The following is a 20,645-nucleotide window of genomic DNA, read 5'->3' on the forward strand; positions in this document are numbered from 1 at the left end:
ATCAGAATACGAACATGGGGGATTAATAATGGAGTCAATGACGTTTGTCTTATTTGGAGCAACTGGGGATTTAGCAAAGAGAAAGATTTTCCCAGCTTTATACAACTTGTATGTTGATCAAAAGTTACCGCAGTCCATCTCTATTATTGGGCTCGGTAGAGGAGACCTTTCTCATTCAGATTTTCAAGAAAAAGTGAAAGACTCCATATTAGATTTTTCACGCCGCTTAGAACATGAGGCAGCAAATCTTGGGGGATTTTTAGAATACTTCCGTTACAGTAGATTGGATGTAAACCGTAAAGATGATTATCAACAACTGCTTCAATTAGTGAAGCAGCGGGAAGCAGAACTTGATATAGAAGAAAATCGTATGTTTTATCTTTCAGTGGCACCAGAATTTTTTGACATGATTGCCTTAAACATAAAAAATAGCGGTCTTGGTCAGACAACTGGCTGGAAACGATTAATCATTGAAAAGCCCTTTGGTCATGACCTCCAATCTGCACGGGAACTCAATAAAAAACTTAGCCGATCTTTTGAGGAAGAGGAAATTTACCGAATCGACCATTACTTAGGCAAACAAATGGTTCAGAACCTGGAAGCCTTGGCTTTTGCAAACCCCCTGCTTCAGTCGGTTTGGAATAATGAGCATATTGCAAATGTCCAAATAACTGCGAGTGAAACCGTTGGGGTTGAGAAGAGGGCGGGTTATTACGACCAAGCAGGAGCAATCCGTGATATGGTTCAAAACCATATGCTGCAAATTTTGATGATGACAGCCATGGATAAGCCTGAAAAAATTAACGCAACGGAAATTAGACATAAGAAGCGGAAGGTCATGGAGTCTCTTCGTTCTGTAAAAGAAGAAGATGTCCAGTATGAGATTGTCCGCGGCCAATACATTTCAGGAGAGGTAAATAATCAAAAAGTTCTAAGCTATAGAGAAGAGCCTGGAGTAAATCCTTCTTCTACGACTGATACATTTGTAGCTGTCCGTTTATGGATTGACAACCCAACCTGGACCGGGGTTCCCTTTTACATTCGGACAGGAAAAAGAATGAAGGAAAAATCAACACGGATTGTCTTCGAATTTAAAAATAAGGAAAACAAGGAATTTAAAAATAATCAAATCGATTCTAACTTATTGATTATCGAAATCAATCCGAATGAAAATATCTCCTTACAATTAAACAGCAAAAACCCATTGAATAATGGAAAGATAATGCCTATAAGGATTAATTTTTCAAATGATCAAATAGGATTGGGTGTACCTGAAGCGTATGAAAGACTAATCTATGACGCGGTTAACGGTGACACTACTTTCTTTGCCCATTGGAAAGAAGTTGAATTGTCGTGGGAATGGGTTCAACCCATTCTGAATGCATTTGAGAAAAATTTAGTACCGCTCCATGAATATCAGTCAGGTTCATATGGGCCACAAGCTTCTGATTCCTTGCTAGTGGAAAATGGCTTTAAATGGTGGCTTGATGAAAAACAGCAAGAAACAAAGGAAACTTTACTACACATCTAAGCTTCCAGTGATCTATGTAATTACACATGCTTGTGGGCTTTGAAGGGGAAATTCTTTTCATTATTTGGTGCCTCGGGTGATGGACCTTCAGTTATGAAGCAGTTTGGAGTTACAGTTGATCATGTTGTCCGTATTGCGAAAAGTATCTTATAAGATTTATTAAATAAACAGAAAAAATTATTTTACAACATTGGAGGACAACATAATGAAGGTAGGACTTATTGGTTTAGGAAAAATGGGGTTAAACTTAGGACAAAATTTAATGGATCACCAGCACGAAGTGGTTGCATTTGATGTGAATCCAAGTGCAGTAGAAAATATGAAACAATTTGGAGCAACTGGTGTCTCCAGTTATAAAGAACTCATTCAGTCTTTAGAACATCCAAGAATTGTCTGGATCATGGTTCCTCATGCAGTAGTTGATTCAGTTATAAGTGAAATCTTACCTTATTTGGATAAAGGTGATATTGTCGTTGAAGCAGGAAATTCCCACTATAAAGAATCGATTCAACGATACAATGAATTAAAAGAAATTGGCGTGAGATTTATGGATGCAGGTACTTCAGGCGGTATGGAGGGTGCTCGAAATGGAGCTTGCTATATGATTGGCGGTGATCCAGAAGCCTGGGATGTGGTTGAGCCCCTTTTCAAAGATACAGCTGTGGAAAATGGCTTCTTATATGCGGGAAAAGCAGGAAGTGGGCACTTCTTAAAAATGGTTCATAATGGAATTGAGTATGCTATGATGGCTGCTATTGGTGAAGGTTTTGAAGTGCTTGAGAAAAGTGAATTCGATTTTGATTATGAAAAGGTCGCACGTGTTTGGAATAATGGATCCGTTATTCGTTCATGGCTGATGGAATTAACAGAAAATGCATTCTCAAAATATCCAAATTTGGAAGAAATTAAAGGGATTATGCACTCCTCAGGTGAAGGAAAATGGACTGTAGAGGCAGCCTTAGACCTCAAAACAGCAACACCAGTCATTGCCATGTCATTACTAATGCGTTATCGCTCGCTTGAGGATGATACCTTTACAGGTAAGGTGGTAGCAGCACTTAGAAATGAATTTGGCGGCCATACTGTCGAAAAGAACTAATAAATACTTTATAAAAAAATTGGAGGAAAACGATTATGAAATTTTTTATCGATACTGCAAATCTAGAAGAAATCAAAAAGGCTTATAAAATTGGTGTGTTATCTGGTGTTACAACTAACCCTTCATTAGTTGCTAAAGAAGGAGTGAAATTCGAAGATCGTATTGCAGAAATCTTAAATGCCGTTCCGGAAGTAGAGTCAGTTTCAGCCGAGGTAACACCTAATGCGTTAACTGCTGACCAAATGATTGCAGAAGCAGATGAGCTTATTAAAATTAACGGCGGCGATAAGAATATTACCATCAAGCTTCCAATGACACTTGATGGTCTAGAGGCTTGCCGCTATTTAACTAAAAAAGGTGTAAAAACCAACGTTACCCTGATTTTTAGTGTGAATCAGGCATTGTTGGCAGCACGGGCTGGAGCAACTTATGTTTCACCATTCTTAGGACGTTTAGATGATATTAATGAAGATGGTGTAGAACTGGTTGCAAAAATTGCCGAGATGTTCCGAGTTCAAAATCTAGATTCACAAATTATTGCCGCATCTGTACGTCATCCTGATCATGTAACTCGTGTAGCGTTGGCTGGAGCTCATATTGCAACCATTCCTTTCAAGGTTATTGAGCAATTATCAAAACATCCGTTAACAGACCAAGGACTTGAAAAATTTGCAGCTGATTGGAAAACTGTTTAAAAAATGCTGAATGGGCGTTATCTCAAAAAACGCCCTTACACATAACTTATATGAGATGCTCCATAAGAAAAAAGGTCCAGGATCTTCACTTTTTTGCTAAAATGCAAAAAAAGATAAAGTACCTGAAGATTAGAGTGTTAAACACTGTTAAAAATTAGATTAAGAAAAATATCTTGAATTCAAGATATTTTTCTTGCGTTTTATTCACTTGAGGTGTAAAGTGATAGTAACGAAAGGAGATGAGTCAGGTTGAGAAAAAATACACTTGGTTCATTAATTTGGTTGCGGATTGCTCGATTTACACATCAGAGTAATTTATTATCAAATGATTTCTTAAAACAATATGGGATCACAGCTTCACAGTTTGATGTATTAAACCAGGTTTCGACTTATCAGCCGATTACACAAAGTCAACTTGCCACCAAAGTAACGGTGTCGGAGGGTGGAATTTCTCGTATGCTTACTCGACTTGAGCAAGAGGGATATATACAGCGTAAGCAAGACTGGAAAACCAAATGGATTACCTTGACGAATAAAGGGGAAGGTAAAATGAATGAAGTTTTTGAACACCAACTTACCTTCCAAACGTCCATTTTTAATGAGTGCTTAGCAGAGGAAGAGCAAAAAACACTATATAAACTGATGAGGAAGCTACAAAAACATACTGAGAATAAATTAGAAAAATAAGGATTCTTTTACTTGTGGTAATTAGATGTTATTATTTTTTAATTATCACTTAACTAGTTAACTGAATGAGGAGGAATAATTTTATGTATAAAATTCCAGGGCATCATCACATTTCAATGATTACAAAAAATGCAAGTAAAAATAATCACTTTTACCGTCATGTGCTTGGTTTACGCCGTGTGAAAGTAACGGTGAACCAAGATGATCCATCGATGTATCATCTATTTTTCGGGGATAAAACAGGTAGCCCGGGTACTGAACTATCATTTTTTGAAATTCCGCTAGTTGGTCATACACAACGTGGTACAAATGCTATCACAAAAATTGGTTTACTCGTACCATCAGAAGCAAGTTTAGCCTATTGGAAAGCACGTTTTGAGGAACATGGTGTAACCAATAGTGGCATTACAACGTATGCCAATCATCCTGCTTTACACTTTGAAGACTCTGAAGGTTTACGTATGGTACTTCTAGTCTCTAACGGTGCAAAAGTACAACACTGGGAAACGTGGGAAAAATCTGATGTACCCAACGAGCACCAAATTCAAGGAATGGGCTCTGTGGAAATAACGGTACGAAGACTTGATAAACTAGCAAGCACTCTTACAGACATGTTTGGCTATACAGAGATAAGCCGAACAAATGACGAAGCGATTTTTCAATCCATCAAAGGAGAGGTTTTTGGAGAAATCATCGTGAAATATTTAGACGGTTCTTCTGAAAAACCAGGTCGTGGCAGTATTCATCATTTAGCAATTCGTGTAAAAAACGATGAGGAGCTCGAATTTTGGGACAAGCAAGTACGAGCACGTGGCTTCCATTCTTCTGGCATCGTAGATCGCTTCTACTTTAAGAGCCTGTATTTCCGAGAATCAAACGGGATTCTATTTGAAATTGCTACCGATGGGCCAGGTTTCACGATTGATGGAGACATTGAAACACTTGGAGAAAAATTAGATTTACCGCCATTTTTAGAAGACCGCAGAGATGAAATTGAAAAAAATCTAACACCCATTGAGGAGTATTAATAAACAAACCAAACTTATCATAAAAATTCGAATTTTCTAGGAGGAAAATTAAATGAACGAATTAAAAGGAATACACCACGTAACAGCTATAACAAGTAGTGCAGAAAAGAACTATGAATTTTTCACCTATGTTTTAGGTATGCGGTTAGTTAAAAAAACAGTTAATCAAGATGATATTCAAACCTATCATTTATTCTTTGCCGATGATAAGGGCAGCGCAGGCACTGACATGACGTTCTTTGACTTTCCAGGCATTCCGAAAGGTGTACATGGCACAAACGAGATTTCAAAAACCTCTTTCCGTGTACCAAGTGATGCAGCATTAGACTATTGGGTAAAACGTTTTGATCGTTTAGAAGTCAAACATACTGGAATCAAAGAGCAATTTGGCAAGAAAACTCTCTCTTTCGTTGATTTTGATGATCAACAGTATCAATTAATTTCAGATGAATTCAATAAAGGCGTGGAATCTGGTACACCTTGGCAAAAGGGTCCGATACCACTGGAATATGCTATTACTGGTTTAGGTCCCGTTTTCGTGCGAATTTCGATGTTTGATTACTTTAAAGAAATGCTGGAAAAAGTCTTGTTATTTAAAGAGACTGCGGCAGATGGGTCATTCCATTTATTTGAAGTAGGGGAAGGCGGCAATGGTGCTTCTGTCATTGTAGAATACAATACCGTTCTTCCTCAATCCCGACAAGGTTATGGCGCAGTACACCATGCGGCATTCCGAGTAGAGGATCGTTCCGTATTAGAAGAATGGATTGAAAGAATGAGTAGTTTTGGATTACCTTCCTCTGGTTATGTAAATCGTCACTTTTTTGAGTCTTTATATGCTAGAGTTACACCACATATTTTATTTGAGTTTGCGACAGATGGTCCTGGTTTTATGGGTGACGAACCTTATGAAACACTTGGCGAAAAATTATCGCTGCCTCCATTCTTAGAAATTAAACGTGAAGAAATAGAAGAATTAGTTCGTCCAATTGATACTGTGAGAAGTACAAAGGAATTCGTCAAAGAATAGGGAGGAAATAGAAGTGAATAAAAAAATTATGAAAATACAAAAATTAGGATTTCCATGGGAGACAGAAGATCCGTTCCTTATGACAGTTCATCATAAGGATGCGTATCCCGCAGGAAATGAACAGCAGGGTCCTAACATTTCATTGGAAGGTAGAAATCTTGGCGAGGATTTTACGTTGCGTGATGGTTTTAGAATGTATCATGGCAAAACGGTTCCGGGATTTCCTGTACATCCCCACAGAGGTTTTGAAACGGTAACAGTCGTTTTGGAAGGTTTAATTGATCATTTTGATTCATATGGGTCTGTAGGACGATTTGGGAATGGAGATGTTCAGTGGATGACAGCAGGAAAGGGCGCCCAGCATACTGAAATGTTTCCTCTCGTCCATCAGGACAAAGGCAATCCACTTGAATTCTTTCAGATATGGCTGAATCTACCTGCAAAAGATAAATTCGCAGATCCTGAATATAAAATGTTATGGGCTGAGGATATACCGGAAGTACAAGCAGCGGCTGCGAATGGACAGAAAACGACCGTAAGATTGATTGCCGGTAGTATGATGGGCAAGTCTAGTTTAGAAGCAAACACTGCTTCATGGGCAAACAATAAAAATCATCATGTGGGAATCTATTGTATTCATATGGAGCCGGAAGCAGTCTTCACTCTGCCGTCAGTTTCAACGACAATGACGAGAAATCTATACTATTATCAGGGAGATAAACTAAACATAGACGAGACTATGATTGAAACGTACCATCGTGTAAAGCTTGTTGGTGATCAGGAAATCACGATTACAAATGGATCATCTGAGAGTTATATGCTACTCCTAGAGGGTGAGCCAATACAAGAAACTGTAGTATCCTATGGACCGTTTGTAATGAATACTGAGAAGGAAATTCGTGATGCGTTCAAGGATTATCAAACTACTCAATTTGGTGGCTGGCCATGGGACCGTCCAGATCCTGTTAATGATCGTGAGTCAGGAAGATTCGCCCGCCATGCGGATGGAAGAGTTGAAAAAAGGTAAATACTATGTACTGCTTCTATAAACCCATACAGTTTCAACAAAAGTATTTTCGTTGTACATTGACTTATTCCATAATTTTAAATAGCAATTAAAAATGTATTATATAGAAAGCCTCTTTTCCGGAGGCTTTTTTGTCATTTAATAAACGGTTTAAAAAAAGGGAGAAAAGCCGCGTGATAGGCTTCTCTCCCTTTTTAATTCTAAGCTATATTTTCCATTCTAATCATGAATTCTATATCTTCATTACGAATGTTTAACAATCTTTCTAGTACTGCCAGCTTGGTGGTTGCTTCCTTGACTTCATATACATTTACAACATTATCACTCTTTAGGTTACGAATCATATCTGAGACAACTTCTTTAAAAGTTTGTGAATCAATCAATAAATAATGAATTAATTCTATTGCTGCTTCTTTTTCTTGTTTGTTTTTGATGGCAAAAATGCTTTGAACATCAGGCTCTATTACAAAAAGAGATTGTAAATCATCTGAAATTCTTATAGTAACATAACTTGTTTTATTTCCATAATACTCATTATCCCTAATTCGAATTAGATTAAGTCCAACCATAAATTCATAAAAAGGATTGTTCTTATCAAGGGTACGAAACATGTTAATTTCAATGTTTGATTTTTCTGCTATAAAGATTTCTTTTTCAAATTGAGTTTGAATTACTTTTGATTCTAACATTGTCATTTTCCTTACCTCGCTTCTAAAAAAAATTTATATAAAAAGTAACATGTATACTTTTAGTAACCTAAATTCATTATAGTAAACATAAGATAATAAATCAACTATACTTGCTTAAGATTATGATGGTATGCTCTCATAAATAAAATTTAATCGCCGAACTTATACTATTTCTAACAAGTATCGTAAACAATAGAAAAGTGGAATTAAAGGCTTTTAGCTAATAGTTGGAGGAATATTTAAATGGAGAGTAATTGTGATTTTTCACCGTTAAAGCAAAATTTGGAGGATGGTATTAAACATATAATTAATTTACTCGAAGCCAATTTAGATGTCCTAGCTAACGAAAACCACTGTGTATTAGGGAGTTTAGAGGATGTAAAAGAGCATCTACTAAAAATTGAATCCATGGCGGCTTCTTTTTATTTAAATTGCTATTTATCATCCTTTACTGATACATATAATGACTTATCTATCGCTGCTCAAATCCTATCGCAACAAAATCATGGTGCACTTATTATAGTTGAACGTAGTGATTCTGTTGATAATATTATCCAAAAAGGAACAACAATAGGAGCTATGGTGACACCAAAATTATTGGAAGCCATTTTTTATCCTGGAAATCCATTACATGATGGTGCAGTTTTAATACGGGGAAATACAGTCGTCTCAGCAGCAAATGTACTTCCGCTAACAACTGTGTTAACTGGAGATAAGAAAATTGGAACACGGCACCGTGCAGCCCTAGGAATATCCGAAAAAAGCGATGCACTTGCTCTTGTTGTTTCTGAAGAAACGGGTAAAATTTCATTCGCGTTTGAGGGAAAGTTATATCCAATAAATACTAGAAACCCTATCTTGTTTAATGCATAAGAATAATTTTAAGATTAAGGATATAAATTTATGGTAAAAAAACTAAAATGGTTATTAATTTCAGTTTGTATGATTTTGTTGACCCCAAGTTGTAAAGTTGTTATTGACTATGATGTAAATTTGTAATAAAATTATCTCGAATTAGAGATTTATTAATTTGAGATATTTAACCAGGAGGTGTAATTATGGAAAGGAAATGTACAAACCAGCCATTTTTGCTGCTAATGCAAACCTCAAAAGCCATATTTTTTTAATTAATATCTTGAAATCAAGGTAAAAAATAGGAGGATAAGTATAATGATAAATATTGGATTATTAATTATTAGATTAGTGATTGGTTTGTCATTTATGGCTCATGGTGCACAGAAATTATTTGGCTGGTTTGGCGGCTATGGCTTGAAGGGTACAGGAGGCTGGATGGAATCACTTGGTTTGAAACCAGGTGTGATGATGGCCCTCATGGCAGGATTAGCAGAATTAATTGGGGGATTATTGTTTACTTTGGGGCTTCTTACTCCTCTTGCAGCGACCATGATTGCTGCTACAATGGTAATGGCAATTGTAAAGGTTCATGCTGCTAATGGATATTGGGCCACACAAAACGGATACGAATTAAATTTGACAATAATAGCAGTGGTAATTGGTCTAGCATTAATTGGACCTGGACAATATGCATTGGATGCTTTTTTATTCTTATTCTAAAATATCCTTAATTAGAGAATCTCAATTTTAAAATTACTGCAACATGGTAACGACCACATTTTATTACTAAATAATATAAATTAAAGGGGAATTACGAAAATGTTAAAGAATGAAATTGGAGCGCTTATTTTACGAATTACATTAGGAGCAATATTTTTTATTCATGGAGTTGTAAAGTTTCAAGGCGGAATAGAGAATATAGTTGGCTGGTTTGAAAGTCTTGGCTTACCAGGAGCTACCGCATATGGAGTTGCATTACTCGAAATTATTGGGGGTATTCTTCTAATCATTGGCTTGGCAACAAGACTAGTTGCAGCTTTGTTTGCATTATTAATGATAGGAGCAACAGTAAAAGTAAAATTAGCAATTAGGTTTTTAGGAAATGGTCAAATGGCTGGCTATGAATTAGATTTAGCATTCTTAGCTATTGCGGTATATCTAGTCATTAGTGGAAGCAAGTTATTCTCATTAAGTAAACTAATATTTCATAGGGATTCATCAAACGCAAAAGCTATTTAATATAAATAGGAATTTTGAATTAGAAGTAGCAAAAAAATTAGCTCCAATAACAGTATAATAATGAAGTAAACAAAGAGAAAGGCGCTTGGAATTGAATCCCAGCGCCTTTCTCTTTTATTCGAAGTGTCGATTAATATTTTGACATTTTTTGATAAGGGCAGTAACGAGCTTTTCCTCATTTCGGGTCTTTTAATTTACAACCATTTATCTGCCCATTCTTCCAAAGCTTTGAGTGATCGTCCGAGTTCTGTCCCTTTTTTGGTTAATGAATATTCAGTCCGTACAGGACGGTCTGCAATAACATTTCTAAGCACAATTCCATTTTCCTCGAGCTCTTTCATCCGTTCATTTAAAACTCTTTTACTTAAGTCGGGAATGAAGGCATGAATTTCACTGAATCTTTTTGGCTCCTTTATTAATGTATGAATAATTAGGCCAATCCATTTCTTCCCCATAATATGGTAGCATTCTTCAACTTTATTACATAATTTATTTTCTGTATCCATTTATCAACACCTCAAATAGTATCTTGGTTATTTTTAATAACTATATGATAATAATAACAAAGTCAGTTGTTAAAATAAAGTATTTACTGGAACAAAATTACCAAATGAATAGAATTTATACTATTTGTTCAATTTGACACAGATAAATTGATTGCTAATTTTATAAAAGTTAATATGGTGATTTTCTTAATATTAGTGTTTTTAATTCTTAAAAAGAGAACCCTAAAATGAGTCTATTGACTTTATACCTATAGGGGTATAATATAGAGCTTGTCAATGACATCGTTTCATTGAAGGAGGCTTAAATGACATGTTTAATTTTAACAGTTATCATTTTACCCCCTAACTTACAGATATTTAATAGAAAATAATTTTTTAAGGAGGTAAAAAACATGGAGTATACTGATCAAATGAAAAATAGGGTAAAACGCATTGAAGGACAGTTAAGAGGAATCTTAAAAATGATGGATGAAAACAAGGACTGCAAAGAAGTTATCACCCAGTTATCTGCAACTAGAAGTGCCATTGATCGGACCATCGGTGTAATTGTTAGTTCCAATTTGGTGGATTGTGTCCAAAAAGCAGAAACTCAAGGGGAAAAAAGCATGGAAGAATTAGTAAAGGAAGCTGTTAATCTGCTAGTAAAAAGCCGATAAAAAAGGGTTGACACCCTCTTTTATTTTTACTAATATTAATACCCATGGGGGTAAAATCAATACTTTGGATTAAGAAATATTTTTTTGATTTAATAAATACCTATACGGGTATAGGTAGATAATTACACCTAGGAGGACATAACATGACAGAAAAGAAAAAAACTACAATTGTATTATTTAGTGGAGATTATGATAAAGCGATGGCTGCTTATATTATCGCAAATGGAGCAGCTGCTTACGATCATGAAGTAACGATTTTCCATACATTTTGGGGATTAAATGCACTTCGTAAAGATGAACATATTCACGTAAGAAAAGGCTTCATGGAAAAGATTTTTGGAAAAATGATGCCTAGAGGAGCTGATAAAATGGGTCTATCGAAAATGAACTTTGCAGGAATTGGTCCTAAAATGATTAAAGATATTATGAAAAAGCATAATGCATTGCCATTAACACAATTAATCGAAATGGCTCAAGAGCAGGATGTAAAACTTGTAGCATGTACCATGACCATGGATTTGTTAGGTCTTAAACAAGAAGAACTATTAGATAAAATTGAGTATGCAGGGGTTGCTGCGTATTTAGGAGATGCAGAAGAAGGTAATGTTAATCTGTTTATTTAAAACAGGGAGGAGTGCATGGCACTGAACAAAAATAACAGGAGGAACGATAGATGAGACAAATGACTGCAAAAGAGGTTGAAACATTACTAAACGAAGGAAAGAAATTAAATATCATTGATGTTCGTGAGGTGGCTGAGGTTGCTTCTGGCAGAATACCAGGTGCTGTAAACATTCCATTAGGATTAGTTGAATTTCGGATGCCTGATTTAGATAAATCCAAAGAATATATTATGGTATGCCAGTCAGGGGGCAGAAGTGGTCGAGCTACACAATTCCTTGAAAGCTATGGATTTAAGGTGATTAACATGGTTGGTGGGATGCTTGCATGGGAAAGTAAAGTTGAATAAATTTTATAAAAAAATAATACCCTTGTAGGTATATAAACAGGAGGTCTATCATGAATCACATAAAAGCAAACGTAATGTTAGATGCGATAGGATTAGCATGTCCAATGCCGATTGTTAAAACAAAAAAGGCGATGAATAACTTGGTAGAAGGGCAAGTATTAGAAGTCCAAGCAACGGATAAAGGCTCCAAAGCCGATATGAAAGCATGGGCTGAGAGTTCTGGGCATCAATATTTGGGAACCATCGAAGAAGGCGAAGTATTAAAGCACTACCTTCGCAAATCTTCTAATGATGAATCCAATGAAAGAAATCATCCAAATGTAATAAATAATGAAGAACTTGAAAAAAAGCTGGATTCAAATGAAAACATCGTCGTAATCGATGTAAGAGAAGCTGTAGAATATGCTTTCCATCATATTCCTAACGCGATCTCCATTCCATTAGGTGAATTGGAAGAGAGAATAAATGAATTAAACAAACAAGATCAAATTATTGTCATCTGCCGAACAGGAAACCGCAGTGATCTTGCTGCACAAAAATTAGTCGATAAAGGTTTTACAAGCGTAATTAATGTTGTTCCAGGAATGAGCCAGTGGACAGGTGACACAACAGGTATCAGTTAATCATGGTATTCGGTTTGATCCTGATAGCATAATGTTGACACTTAAGAATTTGATAGCAGATTTATGGATCAGATATTTTTTTAAATTAAATAATACCATGGGGGGTAAATAGAGATGGCCGTAAATGAAATGACTTCTAAAGAGGTAACGAAAAAGGTTTTTAATAAAGAAGAGTTATTTATCTTTGATGTGCGTAATGAAAGTGATTTTATAGATTGGAAAATTGAAGGCGAAAATTTTGAGTATTTAAATATTCCTTATTTCGAATTACTAGATGGTGTTGAAGAAATCATTGATAAAATTCCTACTGATAAAGAGGTATTAGTGGTGTGTGCAAAAGAAGGATCATCTGTTATGGTAGCAGAACTGCTTTCAGATGAAGGGTTAAACGTGTCATACCTAAAGAATGGAATGAAAGCATGGAGTGAACATTTAGAACCAGTAAAAGTGGGAGATCTAAATGATGGTGGCGAAATTTATCAATTTGTTCGAATAGGTAAAGGCTGTTTATCTTACATGGTTGTTTCAAACGGTGAAGCAGCACTGATCGATGCAACCCGTATGACCGATACCTATCTTGATTTTGCGAAAAGGATCGGTGCAAAAATTACTCATGTATTTGATACGCACCTTCATGCTGACCATATTTCTGGTGGGCGAACAATTGCAGAGAAAACTGGAGCAACCTACTGGCTTCCACCAAAGGATGCAACAGACGTAACCTTTGATTATCAAGCATTAGAAGACGGAAATGACATTACAATCGGCAATACGACAATTAATATTCAAGCATTATATTCTCCTGGTCACACGATTGGCTCTACTTCCTTTGTTGTGGATGAAAAGTTCCTGTTATCAGGTGATATTTTATTCATTGATTCAATTGGAAGACCTGACCTAGCAGGTAAAGCAGAGGATTGGGTAAGTGATTTAAGAGAATCTCTATATAAACGTTACAGAGAATTATCAGAAGAACTTATCGTTCTGCCAGCCCACTTTATGATTGTTGATGAGTTAAATGATGATGGAAGTATCTCAGAAAAATTGGGGACACTTTTTGCCAAAAATCACGGGCTCAATATTGAAGATGAAAATGAATTTAGAAAACTGGTGACTGAAAACTTACCAGCACAACCAAATGCGTACCAAGAAATTCGTCAAACGAATATGGGGAAAATTAATCCAGATATTGATCACCAGCGAGAAATGGAAATTGGACCAAACCGCTGTGCCGTTCGTTAAGCTTAAAAATAGGAGGGAATATTGAAATGGAAGCAACAAAAGTATTAGATGCAAAAGGATTAGCATGCCCAATGCCAATTATAAAAACAAAAAAAGCCATTGGGGAACTAGAACCCGGTCAAGTTTTAGAAGTCCACACAACTGATAAAGGAGCAAAAAATGACCTAACCGCCTGGGCTAAATCGGGTGGACACGAGTTATTAAAACATGAAGAAGAAAATGAAGTGTTAAAATTCTGGATTAAAAAAGGTTAAAAATAATGGGGAACCAATCAAGGTTCCCTTTTCTAAAGAGGAGGACATCATGGATAGTAGCTTAATGATTACGATCTTCCTAGTTGGGTTTGTAGGCTCTTTTATTTCTGGGATGTTAGGGATAGGTGGAGCTATCATCAACTATCCGATGTTGTTATATATTCCAGTCATGCTTGGTATGGGGCAGTTTACAGCACATGAAGTTACAGGTATTACAGCCATCCAAGTGTTTTTTGCAACAATTGGTGGTGTTTTGGCTTACCGTAAGGGTGGTTATATAAATAAAACACTGATTGCTTACATGGGAATTAGTATTCTGATTGGAAGTTTAATTGGGGGATTCGGCTCTACGCACATGTCGGAAAGCGGAATTAATATCGTGTATGGAATTTTAGCGTTAATTGCCGTTATCATGATGTTTGTACCGAAAAAAGGAATTGATGACAATCCTCTGGAACAATTTAAATTTAATAAGTGGAATGCAGCACTATTCGCCTTTGTCGTGGGGATTGGAGCTGGCATTGTAGGGGCAGGGGGTGCTTTTCTGTTAGTGCCTATTATGCTTGTTGTGTTAAAGATTCCAACAAGGATGACCATTGCCAGTTCCTTAGCTATTACACTTATTTCATCGATTGGGGCTGTTTCCGGTAAAATAGCGACAGGACAAGTGCCAATTTTACCTTCACTTATTATGGTTGTTGCTAGTTTAATTGCTTCACCAATAGGAGCAAATGCTGGAAAAAGAATGAATACCAAAGTGTTGCAAATCATTTTGGGGAGTTTAATTTTGGCTACTGCAGTGAAGACATGGATAGGAATTTTATAACCTTTGAGTCTATTTAAACTATTTTCTCTAATGATTAAAGGAGCTTCCAGTGTTGGTAGCTCCTAATTGTTGAATTAACGAACCAATGAATAATCATTGCATTAATCTAATTCCTATTTAACCATGACCCCGTTTGTTCAGCGATTACACAGCAGGCAATGGCATTCCATTTTTAAATAGCCATAGAGCATTATAGTTGTCCGCCTGGCACTTTGTAGTTCCAACATTGCATTAATAGGTGTATGCCTTGTTCAATTTGATCAAATGGAATGCCGCCGAAGCCTAATAAAAATGTTGGATATGGATAGTCTATGGGACTTAACAAATAATCGCTTACTGGATAGATGGCAATTTGGGCCTTAGCGGCTATTTGTTTTAACTGATCTTCCCTTTTGGCCAGGGGGACGGAAATTAAGATGTGCATTCCTGCTAGGTCTCCTGTGATCATGACATCTGGATAGTACGTTTCTAATATCTGGGTTAATTTTTCATGTTTTTTACGATAAATTTTCCTCATCCTGTTTAAGTGTTTGGAAAAATAGCCATCTCTCATAAAGTCAGCTAAAATATGCTGATCGAATCTCGGTACGGTTGATGAGTAAAAACTGAATGTCTCCTTATATTTTTGCAGTAAGGTTGATGGTAAGACAAAATAAGCAACACGTAAAGAAGGCATTAATGATTTGGTAAACGTGCTCATATAAATAACTTTTTTGCTTTGGTCTAACCCTTGTAAGGCGGGAATAGGTTTTCCGATATAACGAAACTCGCTATCATAATCGTCTTCAATGATGTAGCGGCTTTTATCCTTTGCTGCCCAGTTTAATAGCTGTGTTCTTCTTGTTGCGGATAGGACGGCACCCGTAGGGAATTGGTGGGAAGGGGTAATGTAAACAATATTGGCCTTTGTTTTTTCCAGTTCATCTACGATTAAACCATTTTCATCCACCGGAATAGGGATAGCTCTATTTTGCATTTGTATTTTAGGTATTGCAGAATAGCCAGGATTTTCAAGTGCAAATTTTAAATCATTTCCAAGTAACCTTAGAATCATTGGAAGCAGCTGTTCCGTCCCCGAACCAATGACAATCTGTTCGGGGCTGCAGACAATTCCCCTCGATTGATAAAGATATTTGGCAATTTCCACTCTTAATGCGAATTCTCCTTGCGGATCTCCAATTTCCAACAACTCTTTTGAACTACTATCATATATATTTTTTGCATATTTTCGCCAAAGTGAAAAAGGGAAGGAGTCTGCATCAATTTTTCCGGGATGGAAGTCAAATTGAACGATTTCCTTCTTGCCCTTTCCTACAGGCATGTTATGGATTTCTTTTTCAATATATGGTAATTCGTCGATCTCTTCCACGAAAAAACCAATGCGGGGTTTGGATGCCACATAGCCTTCTGCTATGAGCTGGGCATAGGCAATTTCAATGGTAGTTTGGCTGATATTTAAAAATCCTGCTAACTTTTTCTTTGATGGCAATTTGGTTCCCACTTCAATTTGTTTTTGAATAATGGCATCTTTGATCCCATTATAAAGCTGTTCATACAATGGTTTTTCGGTACCATTATCCAACTTAAACATTAGCATATCCATTCGCAATTCCCTCCAACTGACCACGTTGTCTTTCATAAAACTGAACCTTTTCATGTAGTCAATTTCTATTATACTAGTAAATATCAAATGAATGGAGGTTATTTTTATGAAACTAGTAGGAACTGAAAGAGTAAAACGTGGAATGGCTGAAATGCAAAAAGGCGGCGTTATTATGGATGTCATTAATGCCGAGCAGGCAAAAATTGCTGAGGCTGCCGGTGCGGTTGCGGTTATGGCGTTGGAGCGAGTACCTTCCGACATTCGCGCAGCAGGGGGCGTTGCCAGGATGGCAGATCCTCGAATTATGGAAGAAGTAATGAACGCTGTAACCATTCCAGTAATGGCAAAAGCACGGATTGGCCATATTGTCGAAGCACGTGTATTAGAAGCAATGGGCGTCGATTACATAGATGAAAGTGAAGTATTGACACCTGCGGATGAGGAATACCATTTATTAAAAAGCGACTATACCGTACCTTTTGTTTGCGGGTGCCGCGATTTAGGGGAAGCTGCACGCCGCATTGGCGAAGGAGCATCTATGTTACGGACAAAAGGAGAACCGGGAACCGGAAATATTGTCGAGGCGGTTCGTCATATACGCAAAGTTAATGCCCAAGTAAGACGCGTTGTCGGTATGAATACGGACGAATTAATGACGGAAGCAAAAAATTTAGGAGCACCATTTGAATTATTGCTAGAAATTAAAAAATTGGGAAGACTTCCTGTTGTCAATTTTGCTGCCGGCGGGGTGGCGACACCTGCTGATGCCGCTTTAATGATGGAACTTGGAGCTGATGGTGTATTTGTCGGATCAGGTATTTTCAAATCCGATAATCCAGAAAAATTCGCACGTGCCATTGTAGAAGCAACAACAAACTACCGTGATTATAAACTGATTGCCGAAATTTCAAAAGAGCTGGGAACACCGATGAAAGGTATTGAAATTTCTGCGTTAGATGTAAAAGACCGTATGCAGGAACGTGGTTGGTAATATGCTGAAAATAGGGGTACTTGCATTACAAGGTGCAGTCAGAGAGCATATAAGACAAATTGAAGAGCTTGGCTGTAGGGCGATTTCAGTTAAATCGGCTGAAGATCTAAAAGAATTGAATGGTCTTGTATTGCCTGGAGGAGAAAGCACAACAATGCGGAAACTGCTGGACCGTTATGAGTTGCTTGAACCCATTCGGTCCCTAGCCGCTGGGGGAGTTCCGATATTTGGAACATGTGCTGGCCTGATTTTACTGGCAAAGGAAATCGTTGGCAATGATACGCCGCATCTCGGGGTGATGGACATCGTGGTCGAACGGAATTCATTTGGTCGCCAAGTTGATAGTTTTGAAGTCGAGATGTCCATCAGTGGAGTAGGAGAGGATATTCCCGCTGTTTTCATACGAGCACCCCATATCGTGGCTGCAGGTGAGAATGTTGAGATTCTCGCAAAGCATGAAGAGCGCATTGTTTTAGCGAGGGAAGGTCAATTCTTAGGTTGTTCCTTTCATCCAGAATTAACAGAAGATATTAGAGTTATGAAGTATTTTATTGAAATGGTGCGAGAGAATACAAATGTTTTAGCTTATTAGGTTTCGAGGGGACGCCGATTGGTTTTAAAGACCAGTCGGCGTTTTTTATTGGTTATAGTGAACTGAAATTTTAAATGTTATTGTTTCCTATGTAATTCTAGGATAAAATAATGAACAATTTTGATAGTTTTGTTCATTAATAAACAATTTCTTCTCATTTAACAATTGTAAGAATCACGTATATTTTTATACTAATAATGAGAGTAAAAAAACATTTGGAAAGTGAGGACTTGCAAATGGAGTATACGAAACTAGGTAATACAGGATTAGATGTATCTAGAATTTCCGGTGCTGGTTTGTTATAGAAGGAATATTAAAAATAAAGGTGAAAAATTTCAAAATGAATCAGGTAACACGTTCAGGACTTATAAAGAATTTTCCGTTGAATGGCAAAGTGACAAGTACCTGAAGGTGATTTATGATAAATCATCTGAGGTTTATGAAATGGATAAAAGGTGAATGGCATTATAATTGTATACGTAGGTAAAAAGGAAATGAAAAGATGAGCGCCCTCTTTATGTACACATTTAAAGTAGTAAAGAGGGGAGAAAAATGACCGTAGGGATTGATTTTTGTATAGCAAATACTTATAAGGAAGCAGCTAAATCCCAGACATATGTCAAGTTTGATGAAAAAATACATCAGTATCTTTTCAGGAAGGAACAGGATACAGGAAGAAAATTATCATTACTTACAGGTTTAGATCCATATGGCGATAAATTTTTTTCACTGCAGGAAATACTTGAATTGGTTACTATATGCGATTTTTTATTAAGCGAATATAGAAAAGGAGATATACTCGATCAAAAAATAAGGAAATTTGCAAAAAAGCTAAAGTTGCTTTGCGGAGATGCATTAAATCAGGGTAAACAAATATTCACGGCAGGGGACTAAACCTCTTCAAAGAAGGTGTTATAAATGGAACATTTAAACGATTTACTCCTAAAGATAAATTTGATATTGACACAGTTGACAAAATAAAAGGACTTAATCGTGAAGAAATAATCTTCCTATTGCCCAAACTACTGGAATGGATTCAGGATATGAATTGGGTAATAGCTCCTAAAATAGCAGAACTGCTGTTAAATTTTCCAAATGAAATAATACCGCACATAAGAAAAGTATTTGAAACAGAGGATGACATATGGAAGTTCTGGTGTCTGGAAGTTTTGGTTAAGAAACTTCCATCTGAGTCAATAACGATGCTAAAGAATGACTTAATTCGATTAGCAGAAAAACCTTCTGAAGGCGAGAAATTAGAAGAAGTTGATGTTAAGACGAAAGAGATATTAATACAATTATGATTCAAAATTGTAAGTAGGTTGCAGAATGGTTAAAATTTTTAAATTTCAATCACATTTATCATTTAATTTATTTCGGAGGTAATACTTGAACACTAATCAAAAGGCAATTGAGAAGTTTGAACAAAATGAATATGAGGAAGCATTGGAACTCTTTCAACAAGCAGTTCATGAATCCAGAGACATACAATCCTTAAATAATCTTGCTTGGATGTACCTGTATGAGGAAGAGAATGATGATAAAGCCCTTAAATTAATAAAAGAAGCTGTTAAGATGAATCCATCCTCATACTTTCCATATAACATTCTTGGGGAAATTTACATTAGGCAAGAACAATGGAAAGAAGCTAAGGAAGCATTGCGAAAGTCCATTTCGATTAAACCATCCAATGAAGCATATCACAATTTAGCTGTAGCTAATTATAACCTTGGAGAGCTGGAAGAGGCTTCGGAGTTTTTCTTGCGAGCCGCAGGAGATTCGGACAATGCGATGTATAGTCATATTAAATGTTTAATTGACCTAGGGCGAATAACAGAAGCAAAAGAGAAGTTGGATAGGTTTAACAAAAAGGCGGATGATTTTGTTGGGGAAATCGATGTAGCTGATTTATATATTGAAATGAATTGCTATAAAGAAGCGATTCATTGGTTTGAAACGGGGTACAAAGATTACTCTATAGATCCTTATTGGGTGCTTAGATTTGTTTATGCTCTATTTAAAACTAATAATTACTACGTATGAATCAGGTTATAAAAGAAGCTATTGAAGAGAAGGAAGAAGATATAGAAGACGCTAAAAAAGAAGAAGTTGAAGAAAACTGGACGGAAATGGATAAGAAAGAGTTTATTGAAGATTTAATAGTCGAGAGTAATCAGTATAAAAATTTGATAAAACTTATTTCTTCTGGTGATACTCCTAAATTTGAGTTTGAAACTTATCGTACCGGAGCTTGCTATCTATTTGGATGTAAGCGGCATAATCATCCTGAATATCAAAAATAAAATGCTTCGACTCTCAGACACGATGGTCGAAGCATTGTCATAGATGCTTTTAAAAAAGTAAAATCGATGCTGAAGGTGGCTGTGTTTTTATCAATGCGAATTCTAAACAAGGTAAAAGCATACTTGAGGTGGCGATTATTACCAATCAATTAGCCATACAATGATTTCGTCAAGAACTGACTACTGAACAAATTGAAGA

At 36.4% G+C, this 20,645-nt stretch carries 24 protein-coding genes and 1 pseudogene; 22 read left to right on the forward strand and 3 right to left on the reverse strand.

Features of this window, described 5'->3' with window-relative positions:
- Positions 1–28: 28 nt before the first annotated feature.
- The 7 genes from zwf (at position 29) to QNH17_RS15610 (ending at position 7,097) form a co-directional block, all read left to right on the forward strand.
- The gene (gene zwf, locus QNH17_RS15580; protein WP_283873359.1) at positions 29–1,531 is read left to right on the forward strand and encodes a glucose-6-phosphate dehydrogenase; all 1,503 of its coding nucleotides are present in this window, start codon (positions 29–31) and stop codon (positions 1,529–1,531) included.
- Between the two features lie 205 nt (positions 1,532–1,736).
- Complete coding sequence (gene gnd / locus QNH17_RS15585) at positions 1,737–2,630, forward strand: phosphogluconate dehydrogenase (NAD(+)-dependent, decarboxylating) (protein ID WP_283873360.1); 894 nt, start codon at positions 1,737–1,739, stop codon at positions 2,628–2,630.
- Positions 2,631–2,665: 35 nt separating this feature from the next.
- Positions 2,666–3,325, forward strand: coding sequence for a fructose-6-phosphate aldolase (fsa, locus tag QNH17_RS15590; protein WP_283873361.1), 660 nt, complete (start codon positions 2,666–2,668; stop codon positions 3,323–3,325).
- 249 nt (positions 3,326–3,574) lie between these two features.
- Positions 3,575–4,012, forward strand: coding sequence for a MarR family winged helix-turn-helix transcriptional regulator (locus tag QNH17_RS15595; protein ID WP_283873363.1), 438 nt, complete (start codon positions 3,575–3,577; stop codon positions 4,010–4,012).
- 83 nt (positions 4,013–4,095) lie between these two features.
- On the forward strand, positions 4,096–5,040 hold the full coding sequence (locus QNH17_RS15600; protein WP_283873365.1) for a ring-cleaving dioxygenase: 945 nt from the start codon (positions 4,096–4,098) through the stop codon (positions 5,038–5,040).
- Positions 5,041–5,092: 52 nt separating this feature from the next.
- Positions 5,093–6,070 (forward strand): ring-cleaving dioxygenase, encoded by a 978-nt coding sequence (locus QNH17_RS15605; RefSeq protein WP_283873367.1) that lies wholly within the window; start codon positions 5,093–5,095, stop codon positions 6,068–6,070.
- A 13-nt stretch (positions 6,071–6,083) separates the two neighbouring features.
- Complete coding sequence (locus QNH17_RS15610; RefSeq protein ID WP_283873369.1) at positions 6,084–7,097, forward strand: pirin family protein; 1,014 nt, start codon at positions 6,084–6,086, stop codon at positions 7,095–7,097.
- A 200-nt stretch (positions 7,098–7,297) separates the two neighbouring features.
- Here the strand turns inward: QNH17_RS15610 and QNH17_RS15615 are convergent, their stop codons facing one another.
- On the reverse strand, positions 7,298–7,792 hold the full coding sequence (locus QNH17_RS15615) for a hypothetical protein (protein WP_283873370.1): 495 nt from the start codon (positions 7,790–7,792) through the stop codon (positions 7,298–7,300).
- 237 nt (positions 7,793–8,029) lie between these two features.
- Here QNH17_RS15615 and cdaS point away from each other — a divergent pair, with 237 nt between their 5' ends.
- The 3 genes from cdaS (at position 8,030) to QNH17_RS15630 (ending at position 9,880) form a co-directional block, all read left to right on the forward strand.
- Positions 8,030–8,659, forward strand: a complete 630-nt coding sequence (gene cdaS / locus QNH17_RS15620) for a sporulation-specific diadenylate cyclase CdaS (protein ID WP_283873372.1) — start codon at positions 8,030–8,032, stop codon at positions 8,657–8,659.
- A gap of 297 nt (positions 8,660–8,956) precedes the next feature.
- Complete coding sequence (locus QNH17_RS15625; protein ID WP_283873373.1) at positions 8,957–9,361, forward strand: DoxX family protein; 405 nt, start codon at positions 8,957–8,959, stop codon at positions 9,359–9,361.
- A 99-nt stretch (positions 9,362–9,460) separates the two neighbouring features.
- On the forward strand, positions 9,461–9,880 hold the full coding sequence (locus QNH17_RS15630; protein WP_283873374.1) for a DoxX family protein: 420 nt from the start codon (positions 9,461–9,463) through the stop codon (positions 9,878–9,880).
- 194 nt (positions 9,881–10,074) lie between these two features.
- Here the strand turns inward: QNH17_RS15630 and QNH17_RS15635 are convergent, their stop codons facing one another.
- The gene (locus QNH17_RS15635) at positions 10,075–10,386 is read right to left on the reverse strand and encodes a winged helix-turn-helix transcriptional regulator (RefSeq protein ID WP_283873375.1); all 312 of its coding nucleotides are present in this window, start codon (positions 10,384–10,386) and stop codon (positions 10,075–10,077) included.
- Positions 10,387–10,778: 392 nt separating this feature from the next.
- Between QNH17_RS15635 and QNH17_RS15640 the strand changes: the two genes are divergently transcribed.
- From QNH17_RS15640 to QNH17_RS15670, 7 genes are all read left to right on the forward strand, one after another.
- Entirely contained in the window at positions 10,779–11,042 is a 264-nt protein-coding gene (locus QNH17_RS15640) for a metal-sensitive transcriptional regulator (RefSeq protein WP_283873376.1), read from the forward strand.
- A gap of 143 nt (positions 11,043–11,185) precedes the next feature.
- Positions 11,186–11,665, forward strand: a complete 480-nt coding sequence (locus tag QNH17_RS15645) for a DsrE/DsrF/DrsH-like family protein (RefSeq protein ID WP_283873377.1) — start codon at positions 11,186–11,188, stop codon at positions 11,663–11,665.
- Between the two features lie 50 nt (positions 11,666–11,715).
- Positions 11,716–12,012: a rhodanese-like domain-containing protein gene (locus QNH17_RS15650; protein ID WP_283873378.1), complete on the forward strand. Its 297-nt coding sequence runs from the start codon at positions 11,716–11,718 to the stop codon at positions 12,010–12,012.
- 50 nt (positions 12,013–12,062) lie between these two features.
- Complete coding sequence (locus QNH17_RS15655) at positions 12,063–12,635, forward strand: sulfurtransferase TusA family protein (RefSeq protein WP_283873380.1); 573 nt, start codon at positions 12,063–12,065, stop codon at positions 12,633–12,635.
- 114 nt (positions 12,636–12,749) lie between these two features.
- Complete coding sequence (locus tag QNH17_RS15660; RefSeq protein ID WP_283873382.1) at positions 12,750–13,877, forward strand: MBL fold metallo-hydrolase; 1,128 nt, start codon at positions 12,750–12,752, stop codon at positions 13,875–13,877.
- Positions 13,878–13,903: 26 nt separating this feature from the next.
- Positions 13,904–14,131, forward strand: a complete 228-nt coding sequence (locus tag QNH17_RS15665) for a sulfurtransferase TusA family protein (RefSeq protein WP_283873384.1) — start codon at positions 13,904–13,906, stop codon at positions 14,129–14,131.
- A 49-nt stretch (positions 14,132–14,180) separates the two neighbouring features.
- Positions 14,181–14,957 (forward strand): sulfite exporter TauE/SafE family protein, encoded by a 777-nt coding sequence (locus tag QNH17_RS15670; protein WP_283873386.1) that lies wholly within the window; start codon positions 14,181–14,183, stop codon positions 14,955–14,957.
- Positions 14,958–15,147: 190 nt separating this feature from the next.
- Here QNH17_RS15670 and pdxR read toward each other — a convergent pair whose 3' ends face one another.
- Positions 15,148–16,560, reverse strand: a complete 1,413-nt coding sequence (gene pdxR, locus QNH17_RS15675) for a MocR-like pyridoxine biosynthesis transcription factor PdxR (protein ID WP_283873388.1) — start codon at positions 16,558–16,560, stop codon at positions 15,148–15,150.
- Positions 16,561–16,666: 106 nt separating this feature from the next.
- Here pdxR and pdxS point away from each other — a divergent pair, with 106 nt between their 5' ends.
- From pdxS to QNH17_RS15700, 5 genes and pseudogenes are all read left to right on the forward strand, one after another.
- The gene (gene pdxS / locus QNH17_RS15680; RefSeq protein WP_283873390.1) at positions 16,667–17,551 is read left to right on the forward strand and encodes a pyridoxal 5'-phosphate synthase lyase subunit PdxS; all 885 of its coding nucleotides are present in this window, start codon (positions 16,667–16,669) and stop codon (positions 17,549–17,551) included.
- Between the two features lies 1 nt (position 17,552).
- Positions 17,553–18,143, forward strand: coding sequence for a pyridoxal 5'-phosphate synthase glutaminase subunit PdxT (gene pdxT / locus QNH17_RS15685; protein WP_283873391.1), 591 nt, complete (start codon positions 17,553–17,555; stop codon positions 18,141–18,143).
- Positions 18,144–18,695: 552 nt separating this feature from the next.
- Positions 18,696–19,037: a hypothetical protein gene (locus QNH17_RS15690; protein WP_283873393.1), complete on the forward strand. Its 342-nt coding sequence runs from the start codon at positions 18,696–18,698 to the stop codon at positions 19,035–19,037.
- 20 nt (positions 19,038–19,057) lie between these two features.
- The gene (locus QNH17_RS15695; protein ID WP_283879519.1) at positions 19,058–19,447 is read left to right on the forward strand and encodes a DUF5071 domain-containing protein; all 390 of its coding nucleotides are present in this window, start codon (positions 19,058–19,060) and stop codon (positions 19,445–19,447) included.
- Positions 19,448–19,532: 85 nt separating this feature from the next.
- A pseudogene (locus tag QNH17_RS15700) lies at positions 19,533–20,446 on the forward strand (tetratricopeptide repeat protein).
- The last annotated feature ends 199 nt before the right edge of the window (positions 20,447–20,645 follow it).

This window comes from Neobacillus sp. SuZ13 (assembly GCF_030123365.1).
GTDB lineage: Bacteria > Bacillota > Bacilli > Bacillales > Cytobacillaceae > Neobacillus.